Here is a 19487-nt window from a genome sequence, read left to right on the forward strand (position 1 = left end):
TGCGGTCAGGCCCGGAGGATGAGCTCGTCCGCGACGTAGAAGAGCGCGACGTCGATCATCTCCAGGGGCACCCCGTGCTTGGCGTGGTACGCCCGTCGGTACAGTTCGAGCTGCAGCATCCGCTCAGTCCGTTCGGCTGCCGAGCGTGGCGGGCGGCCGGTCTTCCAGTCGACGATCTCGATGCGGTCCCCGCGCCGGTAGACGGCATCGAGCTTGCAGATGACGATGTGCGCGCGTCCGTCACCGAAGGCGTCCACGTCGACGAAGTCGATCTCGGTCTCCACCTCGATCGGCTGCAGCGGGCCCCACTCCGACGCGAGGAAGGCCTCCCGCAGCCGGTCCAGCGCGTCGGCATCCGCGGAGGACATCGAGCCGGCGTCCTCGTCGTCGTCCCACAGCACGTCGTCCGCGGAACGGGACCTCGCCACGAGCCCGGAGCGCTGCTCGACCCAGGAGTGGAACAGCGTGCCGAGCCGTGTCTGCCGGTACGGCCGCTCCGGCAGCGGGCGCGCGACAGCCGTCGCTGCCGCGTCGTAGTCGGCGACGAAGTCCTTGAACCGTGACGCCGGGATGCGGGTGGGCGCGGCGCGTTTCTGACCGGCCGCGCGGGCGGTCCGTTCGGCGAGCAATAGCTCGAGGTCGCGGGTCGGTGTCGCCGGGGCCGAAACCATCGCCTCTCGCACGCGCGCAGCAGCGTCCCGGACCCTCGGCCCGCGTGCGCCGAGCGGGTCGATGGGCCACTCGAGGGTGGCTCGCGCACCCTCGTAGGGGTTCTCGGTGTCGTCCACCTCGGGGAGAGGGATCTCGAGCTCAGCGGCGATCTCGGTGATGAATCTGCTCACCCGGCGCGGCTTCTTGGTGCCCGCCCACGGTGAGGCGGAGATCAGCAGGTGCTCGCGGGCCCGGGTGACGGCGACGTACGCGAGACGCCGCTCCTCGGCCAGGTGGCGCTCACGGATCCCCTCGGTGAACAACCCGAGTGCGGTCTTGAGGTCCTGTTGGGTGGGTGCGTCGTGCGCGTGCCATCTCAGGTCGGGGAGCCAATCCCTGTCCCCTCGGAAGGAGTACGGCAGCACCCCGAACCCCACCCAGCCCTTCGCGTCCTGCAGCCGAGCCGGCAGCTCCTCTTCGACGCCGCGGACGACCGCCACGGCATCCCACTCGAGACCCTTCGAGCCGTGGATCGTCAGCAGCTGGACCACGTCCTCCTCGGGGGGCTCCGTGCGCGGGGCGAACTCGTCGATGCGTTCCGCCCGGTCCAACCAGGCGAGCAGACTCGGCAGCGAGCCGCGTTCGTCGGTCTGCAGGAAGCCGTGCAGTTCGTCGATGAAGGCGCGCAGCTGATCCGAGGCCGTCCGGGCGGGGCCGCGCGACTCGTTCGCGGCCAGTTCCACGTCCAGACGCAGTTCCGCCTCGATGAGCCGGACGAGCTCCGGAATCGGAAGGGCCGATGCGCGGCGCAGTCCCGCGAACACGGCACCGGCCTCTCGCAACCGGGTCCGCGCCGCTGGGGTGAACCCGCCCAGCCATCCGTGGTCGGGCTTCTGCCGCGAGACGAAGTCGAGCGCCGCGACGAGCGAGCCGCCCTCGTCCCCGGCCGAGGAGCGGATCGTCTCGGCGAGCTCGGGCGGGAGTGGCTGGAGCGCGGTGTCGTGACGGACCAGCCGGGAGGCCACCTGGGCGAGCTCCCGCAGATCCGCGAGCCCGATCGACCACCTCGGCCCGGCGAGCAATCGGATGAGGGCGGATCCTGCTCGCGGATCGCTGATCACTCTGAGCGCGGCCACCACGTCGACCACCTCCGGTGTCGAGAGGAGACCGCCCAGCCCGAGGATGCGATGCGGGATGCCGCGCCGCCCCAGCGCGTCGGCGAACCGGACCATGTGCTTCTTGCTCCGCACGAGCACGGCCGCCGTCGTCTGACGACCGGCGCGCTGACGCTCCTCCCGGACGCCGCGGAACCAGTCGGCCACGGCGGCCGCCTCCGCGTCGACGTCGTCTTCGACGGCGATGTCGACGCGTCCGGCGGGGGCTCCCGGGCGAGGGCGGAGAGCTCCGACCTCCACGGGTGCGTCGAGCGGCTCGAGGACGGCACCGGCGGCGCGGAGGACGTCGATGCCGTTGCGCCAACTCGTCAGGAGCGAGTACGTGCGAGCCGCGGCATCCGGATCGAAGGATCGCGCGAAGTCGCCGAGATTGCCCGCGCTCGCGCCGCGCCACCCGTAGATCGACTGATGCGGGTCGCCGACGGCCATGACCGCGGTTCCGCGGAACAGGGCGGCCAGCAGGTCCGTCTGCACGACGGACGTGTCCTGGTACTCGTCCAGGAGGACGACCCGATAGCGCTGCCTCACCTCGTCGGCCACCGACGGATGTGCGCGGACGACCTGCAGAGCGCCGGCCACTTGGTCGGAGAAGTCGATCAGGCCGCGGCGACGCTTCTCGGCGTCGTACGTGCGCGCCAGAGCCGTCAGGACCGTGAGCCCCGACACCTTCTCAGCCGCCGTCCGCACGTCCGCATAGACCGTCGTCCCGGCGCGCTGACTCGGCCTGTCGAGGACGTCCTGGAACCCGCCCGCGAAGGCCTCGAGGTCGGCGAGGGCGACGAGGTTGTCGACACTGTCCCGAGCGATCCGCAGAGCGGCGTCGATGATCGTCGAGGGTCGCTCCGGGCGATCGGGCAGGCGGGGGTCGTCGGAGGACAGCACGACCTGGCGCATCAGCAGCCACGCCGCCGATTCGCTGAGCACCACCGCTTCGGCGTCACGACCGATCCGGACCGCGTTCTCGCGCACGATCGCATCCGCGAAGCTGTTGTACGTCGAGACGGCGGGCCGCTCGAGCAGCGCGTCGCCCGCATCCGGCGCGGCGCCATCGGGCGCGAGGGCGTCGAGCGCGGCGCGGCGGGCCGAGTCGGGTGCGCCCGCGCGCTCGAGCTCCCCGAACACGGCGAGACGACCGTCGGCGTGGAGTCGTTCGAGCTGCGGGAGCAGTCCTCGTCGCTCGAACTCGGCGAGCCGGCGAAGCCGCGACCCGATGCGCTCCGCCAATTCGCCCGCGGCCTTGCGGGTGAAGGTGAGTCCGAGCACCTCGTCGCGGCGGACGAGGCCGTTGGCGACGAGCCACACGACGCGGCCGGCCATCGTCTCCGTTTTACCGCTCCCCGCTCCCGCGACGACGAGCGCGGGAGACATGGGCGCGGAGATGACCGCGGACTGCTCGGTCGTCGGCGGGAACTGGCCGAGGGCCGCCGCGACGGCTTCAGGACTGACGAACGGGGCACTCACGCAGAACTCACCGGGCCGATCGTGTGGATGCGGCAGAGCCCGCGGGTGTGGTCGTCGCGGCAGTGCTCCTCGAAGGGTGCGATGAACGAGGTTCCTCGCATCACACGGACCGCCTCCTCGACGCGGGAGAGGAACGCCGCGCGCGTCTCGTCGTCGAACGGTGCCTGCCTCGGCTGTGCGTAGGGAGCGTTCCGCGTCCCCTTCAGGACCAGGAGCTTCGCCCCGCCCCCGTCGGCACCTGCCACCTCGGGGATAGCTCCGCGCTCGAAGGCCAGTTGGTATGCAGCCAATTGCGGATTCTCCGCAGCGGCCTGGTCCCCCGTCGCCTCATACCGACCCGTCTTCAGGTCGACGATGACGACGCGGCCGTCCCGCGTGCGCTCGACCCGGTCGATGTAGCCCGACAGGATCGCCGGATGCGCGGCATCGGGAACCGGCAGCGTGACCTCGAAGTGCGGCTCCGCGCCCACGAGGGTGGTGCCGTCCCGCTCCGTGTCGCGGAGATAGGCGGCGAGTCTGTCGACGAGGTCGCGGGCGCGACGGCGCTCGGCCTCGTCGATCCACGCGGCGTCGAACTCGAGCTGCGACCAGCCTTCCTCGACGAAGGCCCACAGCGTCTCGGCATCCCCCGCCTCCGCACGTTCCAGCGCAGCGTGCAGGAGGGTTCCGAGTCCCGCGACCGCAGTCCCTGGATCGCCACCGAGATCGCCGATGACCCAGTCGAGCTGGCACTGCTCGAGGGCATGGATGCGCGACGGCGAGATGCGCAGCGGGGCAGCATCGAGGTCCCGGATGGGAGACGTCGAGGTCGGCTCGGCGAGTCCGTACCACTGCGCCGGATCCGCGCCGGGAACGCCTGCCTCGGCGAGAAGAGCGAGCTGGCCCGCCGCCCCCGCTCGTGCCGATTCCGCACTGCGCGGATCCGTGAGGGTGCGACGGTGGGCCGCAACGAGACCGCGCAGCGTCAGCGGATGCTCTGCCGAGCGCGGAGCGGACATCGCGGGGGGTAGCAGCTCGAACAGGACGCTAGGGCCGGAGTCGTCGTCGTCCACCGCGGTCACCACGAGGCGGGACCGCGCCCGAGACACCGCACGCGCGAACAGTCGGAGCTCGTCGTGCAGGACCGCGCGGCGCCGGTCCGCGGTGTCACGGTCGGTGTCCTCCTCGGCGAGCCGCGCGGTCTCCAGGAGGCTGCCGCGCAGTCGGAGGTTCGGCCACACCCCGTCCTGCACACCCGAGATGATCACGGTGTCGAACTCGAGGCCGAGGGCTGCAGCCGGCGTGGAGATCTGGACGCCGCTCCTCACGGTCCCGGTCCGCAAGCGATCCTCGGCGACCTCGGAGTGCAGCAGTGCGCGCAGATAGTCGATCGGCGCCGTGCCGTCCTCGCGCTCCCCATGGCGCTTCGCCGCCTCGAACAGGGCGACGACGGCATCGAGGTCGCGACGGGCTCCGTCGGCCATAGATCCCTGACCGTCGGCCAGGGATCGCAACTGACGTTCGAGGCCGCGCTGCTCCCAGACGGTCCAGAGGAGCTCGTGGGCGGTCGCACCGGCCTGCAACTGCTCTCCCAGGTGTGCGAGAGTGCGGGCCACGCGCGCGGCGCGGCGAGCTTCAGGGGTGTCGATCATGTCGAACTCGATCGGATGCCGCATCCCCGACGCGAGCAGATCCCGGGCGGACCGCTCGCCGCCGCTCCGGAGCTCCGCGTGGCGGAGTGCGGCCCGCAGGCGACGCAGTTCCACCGGGTCGAGGCCACCGCCGACCAGCGCGTCGAGCACGTCGTCGTCCGTACGTTCCGCCGATGCGACCGCGGCGAGATCGACGGTGCGCAGGAGATCCCGGACGATCACCGTCTCGGCGAGGGCACGGGCGGGGCCGACCGCCGCGGTCGGGACGTCGCGCGCCGACAGCTCCGCCTCGAGGGTCGTGACCTGACGAGAGTCATGGGCGATGACCGCGCAGTCCTCCCAGCGGATCCCGTCGTGCACGTGGCGCTCCCGCAGGAGTCGGGCGATCACGTCGAACTCCTCGGCTCCCGATCGCAGCGTGAATGCGCGGACGCTCTCATCCGGATCGACGCCGACGGGTGGATGCCGGTGCGCCACGAGGCCGGCCGCGCCGATGCGCGAGGTGACCTGTGCAGTGAGGTCGCGCTGCGCCGCCGTCCCGCGGTGCACGCGGTCGAGGACGTGCGTCGTCGTGGCGAGTCGCGCGAAGTTCTCGGGATGGGCGCCGCGGAAGGACCCCGATCCGACGTCGGGGTCGCCGAAGGCCAGGACGGAGATGCCGCGCGTCCGGCATGCCTCAAGCAGCTCGACGCCACCGAGAGTCAGCTCCTGGGCGTCGTCGACGAGGATCGCACGGAGGCCGGCGACCGACCCCAGAGCGGGTGAGCCCGCGGGGGCGTCGCGAAGAAGCCCCACCGCTTCACGCACGAGGCCGGCGGCATCCCGGTGCGCACCGCGCATGCGCGCGCGGACGGCGCGATACTCCCTTGCGAACGACGCCAGCGACGCCCACACCGGTCTGTCCGTCGCGTCGGCGCGCGCGGCGAGCCGGCCGGGTTCGATGCCGAGCGTGGTCATCTCCGCGAGGAAGGCCCGGATCTCCGCGCGCAGGCCCGGAGTGGAGCGGATGTCGGAGGCGAGCCACTCCGGCCACCGGGACGGCCCGTTCTGCTCGTCCTCGGCGTCACCGGCGAGCAGGTCGCCGATGATGCGGTCCTCGTCGGGCCCGGTCAGGAGTTGCGGGGGCTCATCACTGGTGTGGACGGCATGCGCGCGCACCACCTGATAGGCGAAGGCAGCCACCGACCGGGCGAGCGGACCGCTCGTCGCGACGCCGACACCCACCGCGAGGCGATCTCGCAACCCGGTCGCCGCCGTCCGCGTCGGGGTCAGCACGAGCAGTTCCTCGGGCGTCATCCCCCCGTCGATGAGAGTGACGACGCGGTTCACGAGGGTCGCCGTCTTCCCCGTTCCGGGCGCCCCGATGACGACGCCGGAAGCGGTGTGGTCAAGCGCGATCACCGCCAGCTGCGCCGGGTCGGGTCGGGAAGGCACAGCGGGCATGCCGTCCACGCTAATCGGCACCGCGGACACCCGTGGCGCGGCGCCCCGCGCGTCGGGCCCGCGTTCGTTCGCCGACAGCGAGCGGCCACCCGCATCCCGCGCCCGGCCGGTGTCGTAGGCTCGAGACGCGCCCGGAGACCCGGGCGCGGAAAGGCAGGCATCACCGTGGAGATCCGCATCGGCATCGCCAACTCGCGCGAGCTCGGCTTCGATTCGAACGAGACCGCCGAGGCTGTGAAGCAGACGGTCAGCGCCGCGCTCGACAGCGGCGCGAACTACGTGACCCTCGCCGATGCGAAGGGCGCGACCTACCTCATCCCGACCGCGGGCATCACCTTCGTCGAGGTCGGCACCGACCAGTCCCGCCGCGTGGGCTTCGTCGCCTGACATGCTCGTCGTCCTGGCGCTCGTCTTCGGAGCGATCGCCGGAGCAGCCGCGCACTACGCGCTTCCGCTCCGCTCGATGCGCGGCGCGTCCGTAGGACCGATCCTCGGCGCCCTGCTCGGAACCGGGACGTGGACCGCGCTCACCTGGGCCGGCATGGGTCCCGGCAGCGGCTGGATCTGGCTCCTGAGCATCGTGGTCCCGGTGATCGTCGTCCCGATCGCACTGCTCGTGGTCTCCCGCCTCCGCGCCGCGCGCGACGCTCGGACGCAGCGCGAGCTCGGCATCGCCTGAGCACGGCTCGGCCGGATCAGGCGTCGAGCCCCATGCTCGTCATCCGGCGGGAGTGCGCCCCCAGGAGCTGGGTGAACACGGGCTCGACCTGCTTCTCGTCGTCGAGGTCGAGAGCGCCGCGACGCTCCGTCGTGCTCGAACGCAGGGCGCCCCTCGCGACCAGGAGCGTGTCGCCCACCAGGCGCCGCCCCCACAGGCTCAGCAGTGAGCGCAGCTCGTCGTCAGTCGCGATCGCCTCGGAGACGATCGCAACGAGCGGCGAGCGGTCGGCATCCGCGCGGAGGATCGCTGCGGAACGGCGGCCCGTGTCGCCGTAGCTGCCCGAGAGGGACAGATAGAAGTCGTCGAGGAGACCCGCCGTGACGTGCACGGTGAGCATCGTCTCGAGCGGACGAACCCCGTGTGTCGCCATCCGGAAGGCGTCGAGCGGTTCCCGGAAGGGGAGCATCAGCTCGAGCGGGTCGTCGCCCCGATCGCGGATGAGCTCGACCAGCGCCTGATGCTTGAGCAGCGCCGCGCCGGTCGCCCGGGAGAGCGATTCCTTGTGCGAGAGCTCGGGGCTGCGCTCGATGACCGAGCTCAGGGTCTCGGCGTACCCGAGCTGGAGGTAGGCCGCCTGTCCGAGGTAGGTCGCCACGTCGGGAGCGAGCTGCTGGAAGTCGACACGGCGAACATCGCTCGCCTCATCGCGGGACCGCAACCGCAGGATGCGCCCACGGGGGGTCGCCGTCGCTGCCAGAACCACCTCACCACGGGGCCAGCCTACGGGGCGGGAGGCACCCCTCCGGTAGGGTGGATCCGTCCCGGCGTCGGATCGGGACCCCGCGCCTGGGGCTGAGTGAAGGGCGTGGACCCTCATCACGGCGGCATCTCACCGCCAGACAGGCACGGAAAAGCATGACCACGTTCGCAGAGCTCGGCGTCGATCAGGACATCGTCGACACCCTCGCCGCCAAGGGGATCGTCGACACGTTCCCGATCCAGGAGCAGACCATCCCCCTCGGCCTGCCCGGCCAGGACATCATCGGCCAGGCGAAGACCGGTACCGGCAAGACCTTCGGCTTCGGCATCCCCGTCGTCCAACGCCTCGGACTGAACCCCGAGCCCGGCGTCAAGGCCCTCATCGTCGTCCCGACGCGAGAGCTCGCCGTCCAGGTCTACGAGGACATGGACATGCTGACCTCGGGGCGCGCCACGAGCGTCGTCGCCATCTACGGCGGCAAGGCCTACGAAGGACAGATCGACCAGCTGAAGGCCGGCGCGCAGATCGTCGTCGGCACCCCGGGCCGGCTCATCGACCTCAACAACCAGCGCCTGCTCGACCTGTCGCACGCGACCGAGGTCGTCCTCGACGAGGCCGACAAGATGCTCGACCTCGGCTTCCTCCCCGACATCGAGAAGATCTTCCAGAAGGTCGCGCCCGTCCGTCACACCATGCTCTACTCGGCGACGATGCCAGGGCCGATCGTCGCCCTCGCGCGACGGTTCATGTCGAACCCCATCCACATCCGCGCGAGCGACCCGGACGAGGGTCTCACGCAGGCCAACATCAAGCACGTGGTCTACCGTGCGCACTCGCTCGACAAGGACGAGGTCATCGCCCGCATCCTGCAGGCCGAGGGCCGGGGCAAGACCGTCATCTTCACGCGCACCAAGCGCGCCGCGCAGCGACTCGTCGACGAGCTCGGCGACCGCGGCTTCAGCGCCGGCGCCGTGCACGGCGACATGAGCCAGGAAGCGCGCGAGCGTTCGATGGCCGCCTTCAAGGCGGGCAAGCGCGACGTGCTCATCGCGACCGACGTCGCCGCCCGCGGCATCGACGTCGACGACGTGACCCACGTCATCAACCACACGATCCCCGACGACGAGCAGACGTACCTCCACCGCGCCGGCCGCACCGGCCGTGCCGGCAAGACCGGCATCGCGGTGACGTTCGTCGACTGGGACGACCTGCACAAGTGGGCCCTCATCAACCGCGCGCTCGACTTCGGCCAGCCCGAGCCGCTCGAGACGTATTCGTCGAGCCCGCACCTGTTCGAGGACCTCGACATCCCGGTCGGCACCAAGGGTCGGATCGCGACGGCGCCGAAGGCCGCACCCGCACGCACCAGCGCGGCACCCGCACGTGCGGCCGACGCCGCCGCGGAACAGTCGACGGATGCCGGTACCCGCCGTCGCCGTCGTCGCCGCACCGGCGGCACGGACGCGAAGGTCGGTTCGACGTTCGCTGCGGACGGCGAGTCGTCGACAGCCGACGCCGCACCCGCCGCATCCGACAGCGCCGACCGCGCCGTCGACGGCGCGGGCACCCACGACGGCGCCGGCAAGGAGCACCACGACGGCAAGCCCGCTCCCGCGCGTCGGCGCCGTCGCCGCCGCGGCGGGTCGGGATCCGGCGCGCCGGTCGCCGGCGCCTGAGGTCGGGCGCCCTATGAGGGCGTGACCAGCGAACTCCCCGTCCCGAGGGAGACGATCCGCGCGATCGCTTCGTCGGACGTGGTGTTCTCCCCCGGCACGTTCGGCTTGCCGCGTCCGTGGTAGTCGCTCGACCCGGTGGCGATCAGCCCCCGTTCGGCGACGAGCCGCCGCAGCTCGCTCAGCGCGGGCTCCACGTTCTCACGGTGGCCGAGTTCGAATCCAGCGAGGCCCGCGTCGAGCATGCCCCGGACGATCCGGCCGGGCAGCAGTCCGGCGCGGCCCGCCGGATGCGCGATGATCGGGCACGCCGCCGGCCCCCGCGACCGCGGCGACGGCCGTCACGGGATCAGGAGCGTACAGCGCGACGTAGTACTCGCTCGCGGGTGACAGGATGCCGCCGAACGCCTCGCCCCGATCGCGGACGTGTCCACGCGCGACGAGTGCGTCCGCGATGTGCGGCCGTCCCACCGTCGCCCCGTCGGCGGTCTGCTCCTCGATGTCCTCCCACGTCAGGTCGTAGTCGCGGCCGATGCGATCGGCCATGGTTCGGGCACGGGTGAGACGCGAGGCGCGGATGCGATCGGTCAATGCGCGCAGACCCGCATCCTCGGGGTCGATGAGGTAGGCGAGCACGTGGACGCTGCGCCACTCGTGCCGCGCGGACAGCTCCATGCCCGGGAGGAAGGACATCCCGAGCGAGACGGCCGCGTCCGCGGCTTCGGCCCACCCCGACGTCGTGTCGTGGTCGGTGAGGGCGGCGGTGCGGATGCCGTGGCGATGCGCGGCCGCCATGACCGCGGGCGGGAGGCTCCGTCCCGTCCGAGTGGTCCGAGTGCAGGTGCAGATCACCCGGCCCGAGGGGGGCCGATGGAGCGTGCGACCCGGCGGACATGGTCACGAGCGTACCGCGCGCAGAAACTCCCCAGCCTGCCCGCTTAGTGTCGTGGTGTGCTGCGACTGACGGGGATCCTCATCACGATCGCCGCCGCCATCGGTGCCGCCATCCTCACCTGGCCGCAGTTCTTCCGCCTCGAGCAGACCTTCCCGATCGCCCAGCTCGTCTCGCTCCGCCCCATCGTCGCCGTGGGCTTCGCCGTCGTCGCCCTGCTCGGCCTCCTCGTCTGCCTCGGCCGCCGCACCCGCGGTTTCGGCGCGGGGATCGCGATGATCGGAATCCTCGCCTGTGCGGCGAATGTCGGCATCCTCGCCTTCCGCGGCGTCGGGACGCCGGGGCTCCCGGAACCCACCGCCGACAGCATCCGTGTGATGACGTGGAACACCGCCGGGGCGGCGACCGACGTCGACGCGATCGTGCAGACGGCCATCGCGATGGACGTCGACGTCGTCGCACTCCCCGAGACGACGGAGGAGACGGGCAAGGCGATCGCGGTCGCGATGCGCGAACGCGGAAACCCAATGTGGGTCCACGAGGAGAACTACCAGGGGTGGGATGCCACGTACACGACGCTCCTCATCTCCCCCGAGCTCGGCGATTACGCCGTCGTGACGTCCGACTCCTCCGGAACGCGCAACACGTCGGTCGTCCCCAGCGTCGTGGCGATGCCCGTCAACGGGAAGGGACCGACGATCGTCGCCGTGCACGCCGTCGCGCCGCGGCCGAACGACATGGACCACTGGCGCAGCGACCTCCGGTGGGTCGCGGATCAGTGCGCGAGCCCTGATGTGATCCTCGCCGGCGACTTCAACGCCACGGTCGACCATATGAGCCGCTTCGGCACCGGTGGCGGAACGCTCGGTCGTTGCCACGATGCGGCATCGGTCACGGGGAACGGCGCCGTCGGCACGTGGGACACCGACTGGCCCGCTCTGCTGGGCGCTCCCATCGACCACGTCATGGCGACGGACGCGTGGCGCGCGACGGGGTCGGTCGTCGTGACCTCGCTCGACGGGTCGGGCAGCGACCACCGTCCGGTCATCGTGCAGTTGGAGCCGGTGGGCTGACGTCTCAGGCGGTCGGTGCGAGACTAAGACGATGACCACCGACGAGCGCGACACCATCGCAACGGAGACCCCTGAGACCCCGGCTGCAGCGACCACCAATCGCAAGCAGCCCTTCCCCGCCGGCTTCCTCGACTCGATCTCGACGGGCTGGGCCGAACGCCCCGGGTCGCGTCCCTCGGAGCGCGCCGAGGCACCTTACGCCGCCGCCCGCCGAGCGACCCTCTCCGCCGCTTTCCCGGGTTCGCGCCTGGTCATCCCCGCCGGCTCGTTCAAGCAGCGGTCGAACGACACCGACTACCCGTTCCGCGCGCACTCGGCGTTCTCGCACCTCACCGGGTGGGGCGCGGATGCGGTCCCCGACTCCGTCCTCGTCTTCGACCCGGTCGACGGCGGCCACGAGGTCACGCTGCACCTCCGCGAGCGCGCGGACCGGACGACGACCGAGTTCTACGCGGATGCCGCGATCGGCGAGTTCTGGATCGGTCCCCGTCCCTCGCTCGATGAGGTGTCCGCCGAGCTCGGCATCCCGACCGCGCACGTCGATGCGTTCCAGGAGTCGGATCGCGACAGGACGGTCGAGGTCGACGACGAACTGACGCGCTTCGTGTCCGAGATGCGTCTCGTGAAGGATCCGTACGAGATCGCGCAGATGCGTCTCGCCGTCGAGGCGACGGGACGCGGGTTCGACGACATCGTCGCCGAACTCCCCCGCATCATCGACACGCCGCGTGGCGAGCGCGCGATCGAAGGGGTGTTCCACCTCCGCGCACGCACAGACGGCAACGGCGAGGGCTACGACACGATCGCCGCGTCGGGGCCGCACGCCTGCTACCTGCACTGGACGCGCAACGACGGCGCGGTCGTCCCCGGCGACCTCGTCCTGATCGACGCGGGCGTCGAGGTCGACAGTCTCTACACGGCCGACATCACGCGCACCCTTCCCGTGTCGGGTACGTTCTCCGCCGTCCAGCGGCGGATCTACGAGACGGTCCGCGATGCGGCCGATGCGGCCTTCGCCGCCGCACGCCCGGGCGTGAAGTTCCGCACGATCCACGAAGCCGCGATGGAGGTCATCGCGGCGCGGACGGCCGAGTGGGGCCTTCTCCCCGTGACCGCCGAGGAGGCGCTCGACGCGGACCGCGGCGGACAGCACCGTCGCTACATGGTCCACGGCACGAGCCACCACCTCGGCATCGACGTCCACGACTGCGCGCAGGCGCGTCGCGAGATGTACTACGACGGCGAACTGGAGCCCGGCATGGTCTTCACGATCGAGCCGGGGCTCTACTTCCAGATCGACGATCTGACGGTCCCCGAGGAGTACCGCGGCATCGGCGTCCGCATCGAGGACGACATCCTCATGACGGAGGACGGTCCGGTCAACCTGTCCGCCGACATCCCCCGCACCGCCGATGAGATCGAGGCCTGGATCGCACGCGCCCGCGCCTGAGGGGGCGGCGATGACGATGTCGGGGTACACGCCGCCGCTCGCCTTCACGACGCGCCCTCAACTGACGGGAACGTTCGGGATGGCGGCATCCACCCATGCCACGGCGACCGCCGTCGCGCAGGCCGTCCTCGAGCGCGGCGGCAACGCGTTCGACGCGGCCTGCGCCGGCGGATTCGTGCTGCACGTCGTCGAACCGCACCTGAACGGCCCCGGCGGCGACCTCGTGGGGCTGTTCCAGCCGGCGGATGCCGCGACGCCGACGGTGCTCATGGGCCAGGGCGCAGCACCCGCCGGCGCCACGATCGAGCATTTCGTCGGACGAGGTCTCGATCTCGTGCCGGGCGCCGGTGGGTTGGCCGCGGCGATCCCCGCCGCCGTCGACGCGTGGCTGCTCCTGCTCCGCGACCACGGCACGTGGTCGGTCGCCGACGTCGTGTCGTACGCGATCGAGTACGCCGAAGCAGGGCATCCGCTCCTCCCGTCCGCCGCGGCGACGATCGGCCGCGTCGCCGACCTGTTCCGAGACCACTGGACGTCCTCGGCGGACCTGTGGTTGCCCGGCGGCGACGTCCCTGCGGCAGGCTCCCTGCACCGCAACCCCGCCTACGCCGGTGTCCTGCGCCGCCTCGCCGGCGCCGGCGACCCCGCCGATGTGCGCGCCGCGCGGATCGACGCGGCGCGCACGGAGTGGCGGCGGCTTCTCGCCGACGCCTGCGCGTTCCTCGCCCGTCCTCACCGGCATTCCAGCGGCACCGATCACGCGGGCGTCCTCGCCCCGGCCGATCTGGTCGACCCGCCGGCTCGGTACGAGGCTCCGCTGTCCGTGGGCTTCCGCGGCCGGACGGTCTTCAAAGCGGATGCCTGGTCGCAGGGCCCCGCTCTTCTCGAGGCCCTGCGCATCCTCGAGCCGCTCCCGGACGTGCAGCTCGATCCTTCGACCGCCGACGGCGCACACACGCTCATCGAGGTTCTGAAGCTCGTCCTCGCCGACCGTGACGCCTACTTCGGGGAGGGTGCGGATGCCGCTCCCCTCCTCGCCGACTCCGTCGTCACGGCGCGACGCGCCGAGATCGGAGCCCGCGCGTCGTCGCAGTGGCGTCCCGCGGAGCCTCCCGGTATGCGCCCCTGGCGGCCGCCGCTGCGCCGGGAGGGCGCGGCTGCGGCCGGCACCGGCGAGCCCACCGTCGCGCGGACGGGCCAGACCCGTGGGGACACGTGCCACATCGACGTCGTCGACCGATGGGGCAACATCGTCTCGGTCACTCCGTCAGGAGGCTGGCTGCAGTCCTCCCCCACGGTCCCGTCGCTCGGGTTCTGTCTCGGTACACGTCTGCAGATGTGCTGGCTCGACGACCAGTCGCCGGCGGCGCTTCGACCCGGGCACCGTCCGCGGACGACGCTGTCGCCGACGCTCGTCCACGACGGTGACAGGATGATCGCCCTGGGGACTCCCGGCGGGGACCAGCAGGACCAGTGGCAGCTGCCGATGCTGCTGCGCATGTTCGTCGGCGGGTACACGGCGCAGCAGGCGATCGACGCTCCCACGCTGCACACGGCGGCGATGGTGGATTCGTTCTGGCCGCGGACGTGGGATCCGGCCGGGGTCGCCGCCGAGGACCGTCTGGGCGACAGCGTCCTCGACGGGCTGGCACAGCGCGGTCACCGCGTCACGCGCGCCGGGGACTGGTCTCTCGGCCGGCTGTCAGCGGTCGGCGTCGACCGGGGCACCGGCATCCTGTGGGGCGCGGCCGACCCGCGCGGCGTGCATGGCTACGCGGCGGGACGCTGAAGCCGCGCTGAGAGCCACGGGACGGCGGTGCGCGCCGTGGACGCACCGACGTCGTGGGCGGGCAGTTTCCTCCCAGCGACCTCGAACGAGTGTCCCCCGCCCGCGAACCATTCGATGTCGGCGACCTGACAGGACGCGACAGCGGCCTCGAGGTCGGCGAGGGGCTGCAGGAACGGATCCTTCGTGCCCGCGAGGAACAGCTGCGGTGCGGACACCGACGGCAGATGCGCCGCGCGCGCGTTCTCGGGGCGACCGGGAGGGTGCAGCGGATAGCCGAGGTAGACGAGCGCCTCGGGACCGATCCTCCCCTCCGCGGCCGCCATCGACGCCATGCGCCCGCCGTAGGACTTGCCTGCTGCCGCGAACGGGATGCCGGGCCGCAGCCCTCGGCAGTAGGTCTCGACAGCCGACCAGGTCTCGATCGCGTGCGCGGCGGGACCCGGCATCCGTCGCCCGGCGTGCCGATAGGGGAAGTCGAAGCGGACCGTGATGAAGCCCGCTGCGCTCCACGCGTGCGCGACGCCCTCGAGGAAGGGATGCTCGTGGCCCGCACCCGCGCCGTGAGCGAGGGCGATCACTGCGATCGGATCGGCGGCCTCATCGATCCAGGCGTCGAGCTCGACCCCGCCCGAGGGCAGGGAGACCGGGATCATCGCTGCGGGTCGGGACCTGCGGGGTTCGCGCCCTCCTGCGGAGGCAGCGCGGGCGGCGCCGGTGCCGGATCGACCCGCTCGCCGTACCGCGGCGGCTCCGCCGGGTCGACGCGCTCGCCCGCGACGGGCGCCGGGGCCGGATCGACGCGTTCGCCCGCCTGCGGCACCGGCGCGCCGGGATCGACCCGCTCGCCGTACCGCGGCGGCTCGGAGGGATCGGCGGGCCGCGCCGGCGGTGACGACGGAGCGGCGGGTGCGCCGAGCAGCTGCTTCGCACGGCCGATGCTGCGCGGCAGCACGGTGACGTCGTAGTGGTCGGCGATCACCTGGGTCACCGAGGTGAAGTCGCGCCGACGCCGGAGGATCGAGTAGCTGATGATGCTCAGCAGCATGCCGAGGGCGATACCGACGAGCATGACGCCGACGAAGAGCTGCAGGACGGCTCCCGGGCTTCCGAGCACGAAGATCGCCGCGAACAGGAGCCCGAGCAGGACGCCGTTGATGGCGCCCGAACGCGCCGCTGTGGCGTAGCCGAGACGACCGGTCACGCGCTCGACCGAGCGCAGACCACGCCCGACGATCGCGATGTCCTGCGCCGGGACGTCGGCCGCGATCAGGGTCGAGACGGCCTTCTGCGCCGCCTCGTACGCCGTGTACTCGGCGACCGTCGCGCCGTGTTCCTTGGGGGCTCCGCCCATCATGCTCATGCGCTCAGTCTCGCACGGTGGTCTTTGCCTCGGCGCAGGAACCGCGAGGGATCCGCCGACTACGCTGGTCGGGTGAGTACGCAGCGGGTCTTCGTCGCGCGCCTGACCGGGTGCGCCGTCTTCGACCCGTCGGGAGACCGCCTCGGGCGGGTCCGCGACGTGGTCGTCATCTACCGCAAGGACGATCCTCCGCGAGTGGTCGGCCTGGTGGTCGAGATCCCCGGCAGACGCAACGTCTTCCTCTCCATCGGAAGGGTCACCTCGATCGCGAGCGGCCAGGTCATCACCACGGGACTCATCAACGTGCGCCGCTTCGAGCAGCGCGGCGGCGAGGTCCGGGTCATGACCGAGCTCATCGGCCGGAACGTGCACCTGAGCGACGGATCGGGTCGGGCCGTCATCGAGGACGTCGCCATCGAACGCGACCGTCTCGGCGAATGGCACGTCGGTCAGCTGTTCCTGCGTCGCCCCAAGACGAGCGCGTCGCCGTTCGCCAAGGGCCCCACGACCTTCGCGCAGTGGGACGACGTCCGCGAGGAGCAGGTCGCCGGCCAGACGCAATCCGCCGAGCTCCTGGTCGCCTCGTACTCTGAACTGAAGCCCGCAGACCTCGCCAACACGCTCCTCGACCTGCCCGAGGAGCGGCTGCTCGAGGTGGCGGAGGAGCTTCCCGACGACCGCCTCGCGGACGCGCTCGAGGAGATGCCCGAGGACGACCAGGTGCACATCCTCGAAGCCCTGGGCGACGAGCGCGCCGCCGACGTCCTCGACGCGATGGAGCCGGACGACGCCGCCGACGTGCTCGGTCAGCTGTCCGACGCGCGCGCCGGGCAGCTGCTCGATCTCATGGAACCAGAAGAGGCCGAGGACGTCCGAGCCCTCCTCGTCCACGGCCCCGACACGGCCGGCGGTCTCATGACGAGCGAGCCGATCGTCCTGTCCGCCGATGCGACGGTCGCCGAGGCGCTCGCCCTGATCCGTCGCCACGAGCTGCATCCGGCCCTCGCGGCCGCGGTGTTCGTGACCCTCCCGCCCTACGAGACACCGACCGGACGCCTGCTCGGCGTGGTCCACTTCCAGCGGATGCTGCGCTACCCGCCTCACGAGCGCCTCGGCGCGATCATCGACGACACGGTGGAGCCCGTGACGACCGCCGCCAGCGCCGCCGAGGTGGCGCGCCTGCTGGCGAGCTACAACCTCGTCTCGCTGCCGGTCGTCGACCAGGCCCGCCACCTCGTCGGCACGGTCACGGTCGACGACGTCATCGATTACCTCCTGCCCGACGACTGGCGCTCGCAGGATGCGCCCCGCGACGTCCCGGAGGCCCAGCGATGATGGCGCGGGCCCCGAAGTCGGGATTCGAGGCTCCGCGCGGGCGGCGGGCGAGCGTCCTGACACGCGCGCCGCAGCCCTCGCGCGACCGCTTCGGGCGCTTCACCGAGTGGATCGCGCGGGCCATGGGGACACCCGCGTTCCTGCTCATCCTCACGCTGTTCTGCGTCGCCTGGATCGTGTGGAACACCGCCGCACCCGATCAGCTCCGCTTCGACGACGCCGCCCTGGGCTTCACGGCCCTCACGCTCATGCTGTCGCTCCAAGCGTCGTACGCCGCTCCCCTCATCCTGCTCGCGCAGAACCGTCAGGACGACCGCGACCGCGTGCAGATCGAGCAGGACCGCCAGCGGGCCGAGCGCAACCTCGCCGACACCGAGTACCTCGCCCGCGAGGTCGTGGCCCTCCGCATGGCCCTCACCGACATGCAGAACGAGGTGGTGAGTCGCGATGTCCTCCGCCAGGAGCTCAAAACGCTCTTGGACCGCCTCGACGAGCGCGACGCCGATCGCCGCGGCGACGCCTCCCCGACCTCGTGAGCGCCGTCGCCGCAGAAGACGTCCGCCGGGCGGTGGCCGCGGTCATCGACCCCGAGCTGCGCCGCCCGATCGGCGAGCTCGACATGGTCCGGGACGTCGTCGTGGACGGTGCCGTCGCTCACGTGGGCATCGCGCTGACCATCGTCGGGTGTCCCGCGGCTGATCGCATCGAGAAGGACGTCCGGGATGCCGCGGCATCCGTCGCCGGCGTGAGCGACGTCGCCGTGGAGGTCGGCGTCATGACGCCCGCGGAACGTTCGGCCCTCGTCGAGCGCATCCGCGGCACCAAGCGGATGGCGTTCACCGCCGACTCCCTGACCCGGGTCATCGCGGTCACGAGTGGCAAGGGCGGCGTGGGCAAGTCCACCGTGACCGCGAACCTCGCCGTCGCCCTCGCCGCTCGCGGACTCGCGGTGGGCCTCATCGACGCCGACGTCCACGGGTTCTCGATCCCGGGGCTCCTCGGTCTCGCGGACGCGGACGGTCGGCCACCACAGCCCACGCGGCTCGACGACCTCATGCTGCCTCCCGTCGCCCACGGCGTGAAGACGATCTCCATCGGCATGTTCCTTCCGCCGGACGCCTCCCCCGCCGTTGCGTGGCGCGGACCGATGCTCCACCGCACAGTGCAGCAGTTCCTCACGGACGTGCACTTCGGCGATCTCGACGTCCTGCTCATCGACATGCCTCCCGGCACCGGCGATGTCGCGATCTCGGTGGGACAGCTGCTGCCGCACGCGGAGGTGCTCGTGGTGACGACGCCGCAGGCGGCCGCAGCCGAGGTCGCCGTCCGCAGCGGCGTCGTCGCCCGTCAGACCGGTCAGTCGATCCTCGGCGTCATCGAGAACATGGCGGCGTTCACTCTGCCCGACGGCTCCGTCGTCGACCTCTTCGGCGAGGGCGGCGGTGCAGCCGTCGCGGCGGCGCTCGCCACAGACGACGTCGTCGTCCCCCTTCTCGGATCGGTCCCCCTCAGCCCCGCGCTCCGCCGCGGCGGAGATGCGGGGGTCCCCGTGGTGGTGGGTGCACCGGACGACCTCGCGGCCCTCGCGATCTCCAGGATCGCCGACGCCATCACGTCGACGCGGCGCTCGCTCGCGGGGCGGTCTCTGCCGGTGTCGCGCACCTGACGGAAACGGATGCGTCGGCTCAGGTCGCCTCAGAGTCGAACGGCACCGTCGACGGCGTCTCCGGCGCGGCATCCGTCTCCTCGACGCCGGCGAGCGGCTCGGCGACCGCGACGGCTGCGGCGGGCGAGGCCGACACCGGCTTCACCGGGGCATCGTCGATGAGGGCCTCGCGGATGATCCGCCGCGGGTCGTACTGACGAGGATCGAGCTTGCGCCATTCGATCTCGTCGAAGTCGTCACCCATCTCCTCTTTGACGCGCGTCCGTGCACCGTCGAGCCATTCGCGGACCCGTCGCGTGAGGCGCGCCAGCGACGCGGCGTAGCCAGGCAGACGCTCGGGCCCGAGCAGGAGGGCGGCGATCAACCCAATGAGGAGGATCTTCTCCAGATCGAGCCCGAATGACATGGTTCCCAGGTTACCCGTGCGCCTGGGGGTTCAGCGGTGATCACGCCCCTAGGCTGAGCGT

General features: G+C 71.7%; 15 protein-coding genes and 1 pseudogene. 9 read left to right on the plus strand and 7 right to left on the minus strand.

The window, feature by feature from the left end:
• Positions 1 to 5: 5 nt before the first annotated feature.
• The gene (locus QE428_RS13585; RefSeq protein ID WP_307470248.1) at positions 6 to 3287 is read right to left on the minus strand and encodes an ATP-dependent DNA helicase; all 3282 of its coding nucleotides are present in this window, start codon (positions 3285 to 3287) and stop codon (positions 6 to 8) included.
• Positions 3284 to 6361, minus strand: coding sequence for an ATP-dependent DNA helicase (locus QE428_RS13590; protein ID WP_307470250.1), 3078 nt, complete (start codon positions 6359 to 6361; stop codon positions 3284 to 3286). Before QE428_RS13590 ends, QE428_RS13585 begins: the two co-directional genes overlap by 4 nt.
• A gap of 165 nt (positions 6362 to 6526) precedes the next feature.
• On the opposite strand from QE428_RS13590, the gene QE428_RS13595 reads away from it, so the two are divergent.
• A complete protein-coding gene (locus QE428_RS13595) occupies positions 6527 to 6748 on the plus strand; it encodes a DUF3107 domain-containing protein (RefSeq protein WP_091354373.1) in 222 nt (73 codons plus the stop codon).
• Position 6749: 1 nt separating this feature from the next.
• A complete protein-coding gene (locus QE428_RS13600) occupies positions 6750 to 7040 on the plus strand; it encodes a hypothetical protein (RefSeq protein ID WP_307470252.1) in 291 nt (96 codons plus the stop codon).
• A gap of 16 nt (positions 7041 to 7056) precedes the next feature.
• Here the strand turns inward: QE428_RS13600 and QE428_RS13605 are convergent, their stop codons facing one another.
• Positions 7057 to 7785, minus strand: a complete 729-nt coding sequence (locus QE428_RS13605) for a ferritin-like fold-containing protein (protein WP_307470254.1) — start codon at positions 7783 to 7785, stop codon at positions 7057 to 7059.
• A gap of 152 nt (positions 7786 to 7937) precedes the next feature.
• Here QE428_RS13605 and QE428_RS13610 point away from each other — a divergent pair, with 152 nt between their 5' ends.
• Positions 7938 to 9458, plus strand: coding sequence for a DEAD/DEAH box helicase (locus QE428_RS13610; protein WP_307470256.1), 1521 nt, complete (start codon positions 7938 to 7940; stop codon positions 9456 to 9458).
• 11 nt (positions 9459 to 9469) lie between these two features.
• On the opposite strand, the pseudogene QE428_RS13615 reads toward QE428_RS13610, so the two are convergent.
• A pseudogene (locus tag QE428_RS13615) lies at positions 9470 to 10350 on the minus strand (PHP domain-containing protein).
• Between the two features lie 56 nt (positions 10351 to 10406).
• On the opposite strand from QE428_RS13615, the gene QE428_RS13620 reads away from it, so the two are divergent.
• The 3 genes from QE428_RS13620 to QE428_RS13630 are packed head-to-tail and all read left to right on the plus strand — an operon-like array spanning position 10407 to position 14659.
• The gene (locus tag QE428_RS13620; RefSeq protein ID WP_307470258.1) at positions 10407 to 11420 is read left to right on the plus strand and encodes an endonuclease/exonuclease/phosphatase family protein; all 1014 of its coding nucleotides are present in this window, start codon (positions 10407 to 10409) and stop codon (positions 11418 to 11420) included.
• A 31-nt stretch (positions 11421 to 11451) separates the two neighbouring features.
• On the plus strand, positions 11452 to 12870 hold the full coding sequence (locus tag QE428_RS13625; RefSeq protein ID WP_307470260.1) for an aminopeptidase P family protein: 1419 nt from the start codon (positions 11452 to 11454) through the stop codon (positions 12868 to 12870).
• Positions 12871 to 12880: 10 nt separating this feature from the next.
• The gene (locus tag QE428_RS13630) at positions 12881 to 14659 is read left to right on the plus strand and encodes a gamma-glutamyltransferase family protein (protein ID WP_307470262.1); all 1779 of its coding nucleotides are present in this window, start codon (positions 12881 to 12883) and stop codon (positions 14657 to 14659) included.
• Here QE428_RS13630 and QE428_RS13635 read toward each other — a convergent pair.
• Together QE428_RS13635 and QE428_RS13640 are read right to left on the minus strand one after the other, a co-directional pair.
• On the minus strand, positions 14641 to 15312 hold the full coding sequence (locus QE428_RS13635; protein ID WP_307470264.1) for an alpha/beta family hydrolase: 672 nt from the start codon (positions 15310 to 15312) through the stop codon (positions 14641 to 14643). The genes QE428_RS13630 and QE428_RS13635 overlap by 19 nt on opposite strands.
• Positions 15309 to 16019, minus strand: coding sequence for a general stress protein (locus tag QE428_RS13640; RefSeq protein WP_307470266.1), 711 nt, complete (start codon positions 16017 to 16019; stop codon positions 15309 to 15311). The genes QE428_RS13635 and QE428_RS13640 overlap by 4 nt, the downstream gene beginning before the upstream one ends.
• Positions 16020 to 16091: 72 nt before the next feature.
• On the opposite strand from QE428_RS13640, the gene QE428_RS13645 reads away from it, so the two are divergent.
• The 3 genes from QE428_RS13645 to QE428_RS13655 are packed head-to-tail and all read left to right on the plus strand — an operon-like array spanning position 16092 to position 19020.
• On the plus strand, positions 16092 to 17354 hold the full coding sequence (locus QE428_RS13645; RefSeq protein WP_091354415.1) for a magnesium transporter MgtE N-terminal domain-containing protein: 1263 nt from the start codon (positions 16092 to 16094) through the stop codon (positions 17352 to 17354).
• Positions 17354 to 17890, plus strand: coding sequence for a DUF1003 domain-containing protein (locus QE428_RS13650; protein WP_091354419.1), 537 nt, complete (start codon positions 17354 to 17356; stop codon positions 17888 to 17890). Before QE428_RS13645 ends, QE428_RS13650 begins: the two co-directional genes overlap by 1 nt.
• Positions 17887 to 19020 (plus strand): Mrp/NBP35 family ATP-binding protein, encoded by a 1134-nt coding sequence (locus tag QE428_RS13655; protein ID WP_307470269.1) that lies wholly within the window; start codon positions 17887 to 17889, stop codon positions 19018 to 19020. The genes QE428_RS13650 and QE428_RS13655 overlap by 4 nt, the downstream gene beginning before the upstream one ends.
• Positions 19021 to 19039: 19 nt before the next feature.
• Here the strand turns inward: QE428_RS13655 and QE428_RS13660 are convergent, their stop codons facing one another.
• Positions 19040 to 19426 (minus strand): Sec-independent protein translocase TatB, encoded by a 387-nt coding sequence (locus tag QE428_RS13660; RefSeq protein ID WP_307470271.1) that lies wholly within the window; start codon positions 19424 to 19426, stop codon positions 19040 to 19042.
• Positions 19427 to 19487: the final 61 nt, after the last annotated feature.

It is taken from the genome of Microbacterium sp. SORGH_AS_0505 (assembly GCF_030818715.1).
In the GTDB taxonomy this organism is placed as follows: Bacteria; Actinomycetota; Actinomycetes; order Actinomycetales; family Microbacteriaceae; genus Microbacterium.

What these genes read in the sequence shown, in the direction of transcription:
- QE428_RS13590 (WP_307470250.1), bottom strand. Translation starts at nt 6,361, where the DNA reads ATGCCCGCTGTGCCTTCCCGACCCGACCCGGCGCAGCTGGCGGTGATC.
- QE428_RS13600 (WP_307470252.1), top strand. Translation starts at nt 6,750, where the DNA reads ATGCTCGTCGTCCTGGCGCTCGTCTTCGGAGCGATCGCCGGAGCAGCC.
- QE428_RS13610 (WP_307470256.1), top strand. Translation starts at nt 7,938, where the DNA reads ATGACCACGTTCGCAGAGCTCGGCGTCGATCAGGACATCGTCGACACC.
- QE428_RS13625 (WP_307470260.1), top strand. Translation starts at nt 11,452, where the DNA reads ATGACCACCGACGAGCGCGACACCATCGCAACGGAGACCCCTGAGACC.
- QE428_RS13630 (WP_307470262.1), top strand. Translation starts at nt 12,881, where the DNA reads ATGACGATGTCGGGGTACACGCCGCCGCTCGCCTTCACGACGCGCCCT.
- QE428_RS13635 (WP_307470264.1), bottom strand. Translation starts at nt 15,312, where the DNA reads ATGATCCCGGTCTCCCTGCCCTCGGGCGGGGTCGAGCTCGACGCCTGG.
- QE428_RS13640 (WP_307470266.1), bottom strand. Translation starts at nt 16,019, where the DNA reads ATGAGCATGATGGGCGGAGCCCCCAAGGAACACGGCGCGACGGTCGCC.
- QE428_RS13650 (WP_091354419.1), top strand. Translation starts at nt 17,354, where the DNA reads ATGGCGCGGGCCCCGAAGTCGGGATTCGAGGCTCCGCGCGGGCGGCGG.
- QE428_RS13660 (WP_307470271.1), bottom strand. Translation starts at nt 19,426, where the DNA reads ATGTCATTCGGGCTCGATCTGGAGAAGATCCTCCTCATTGGGTTGATC.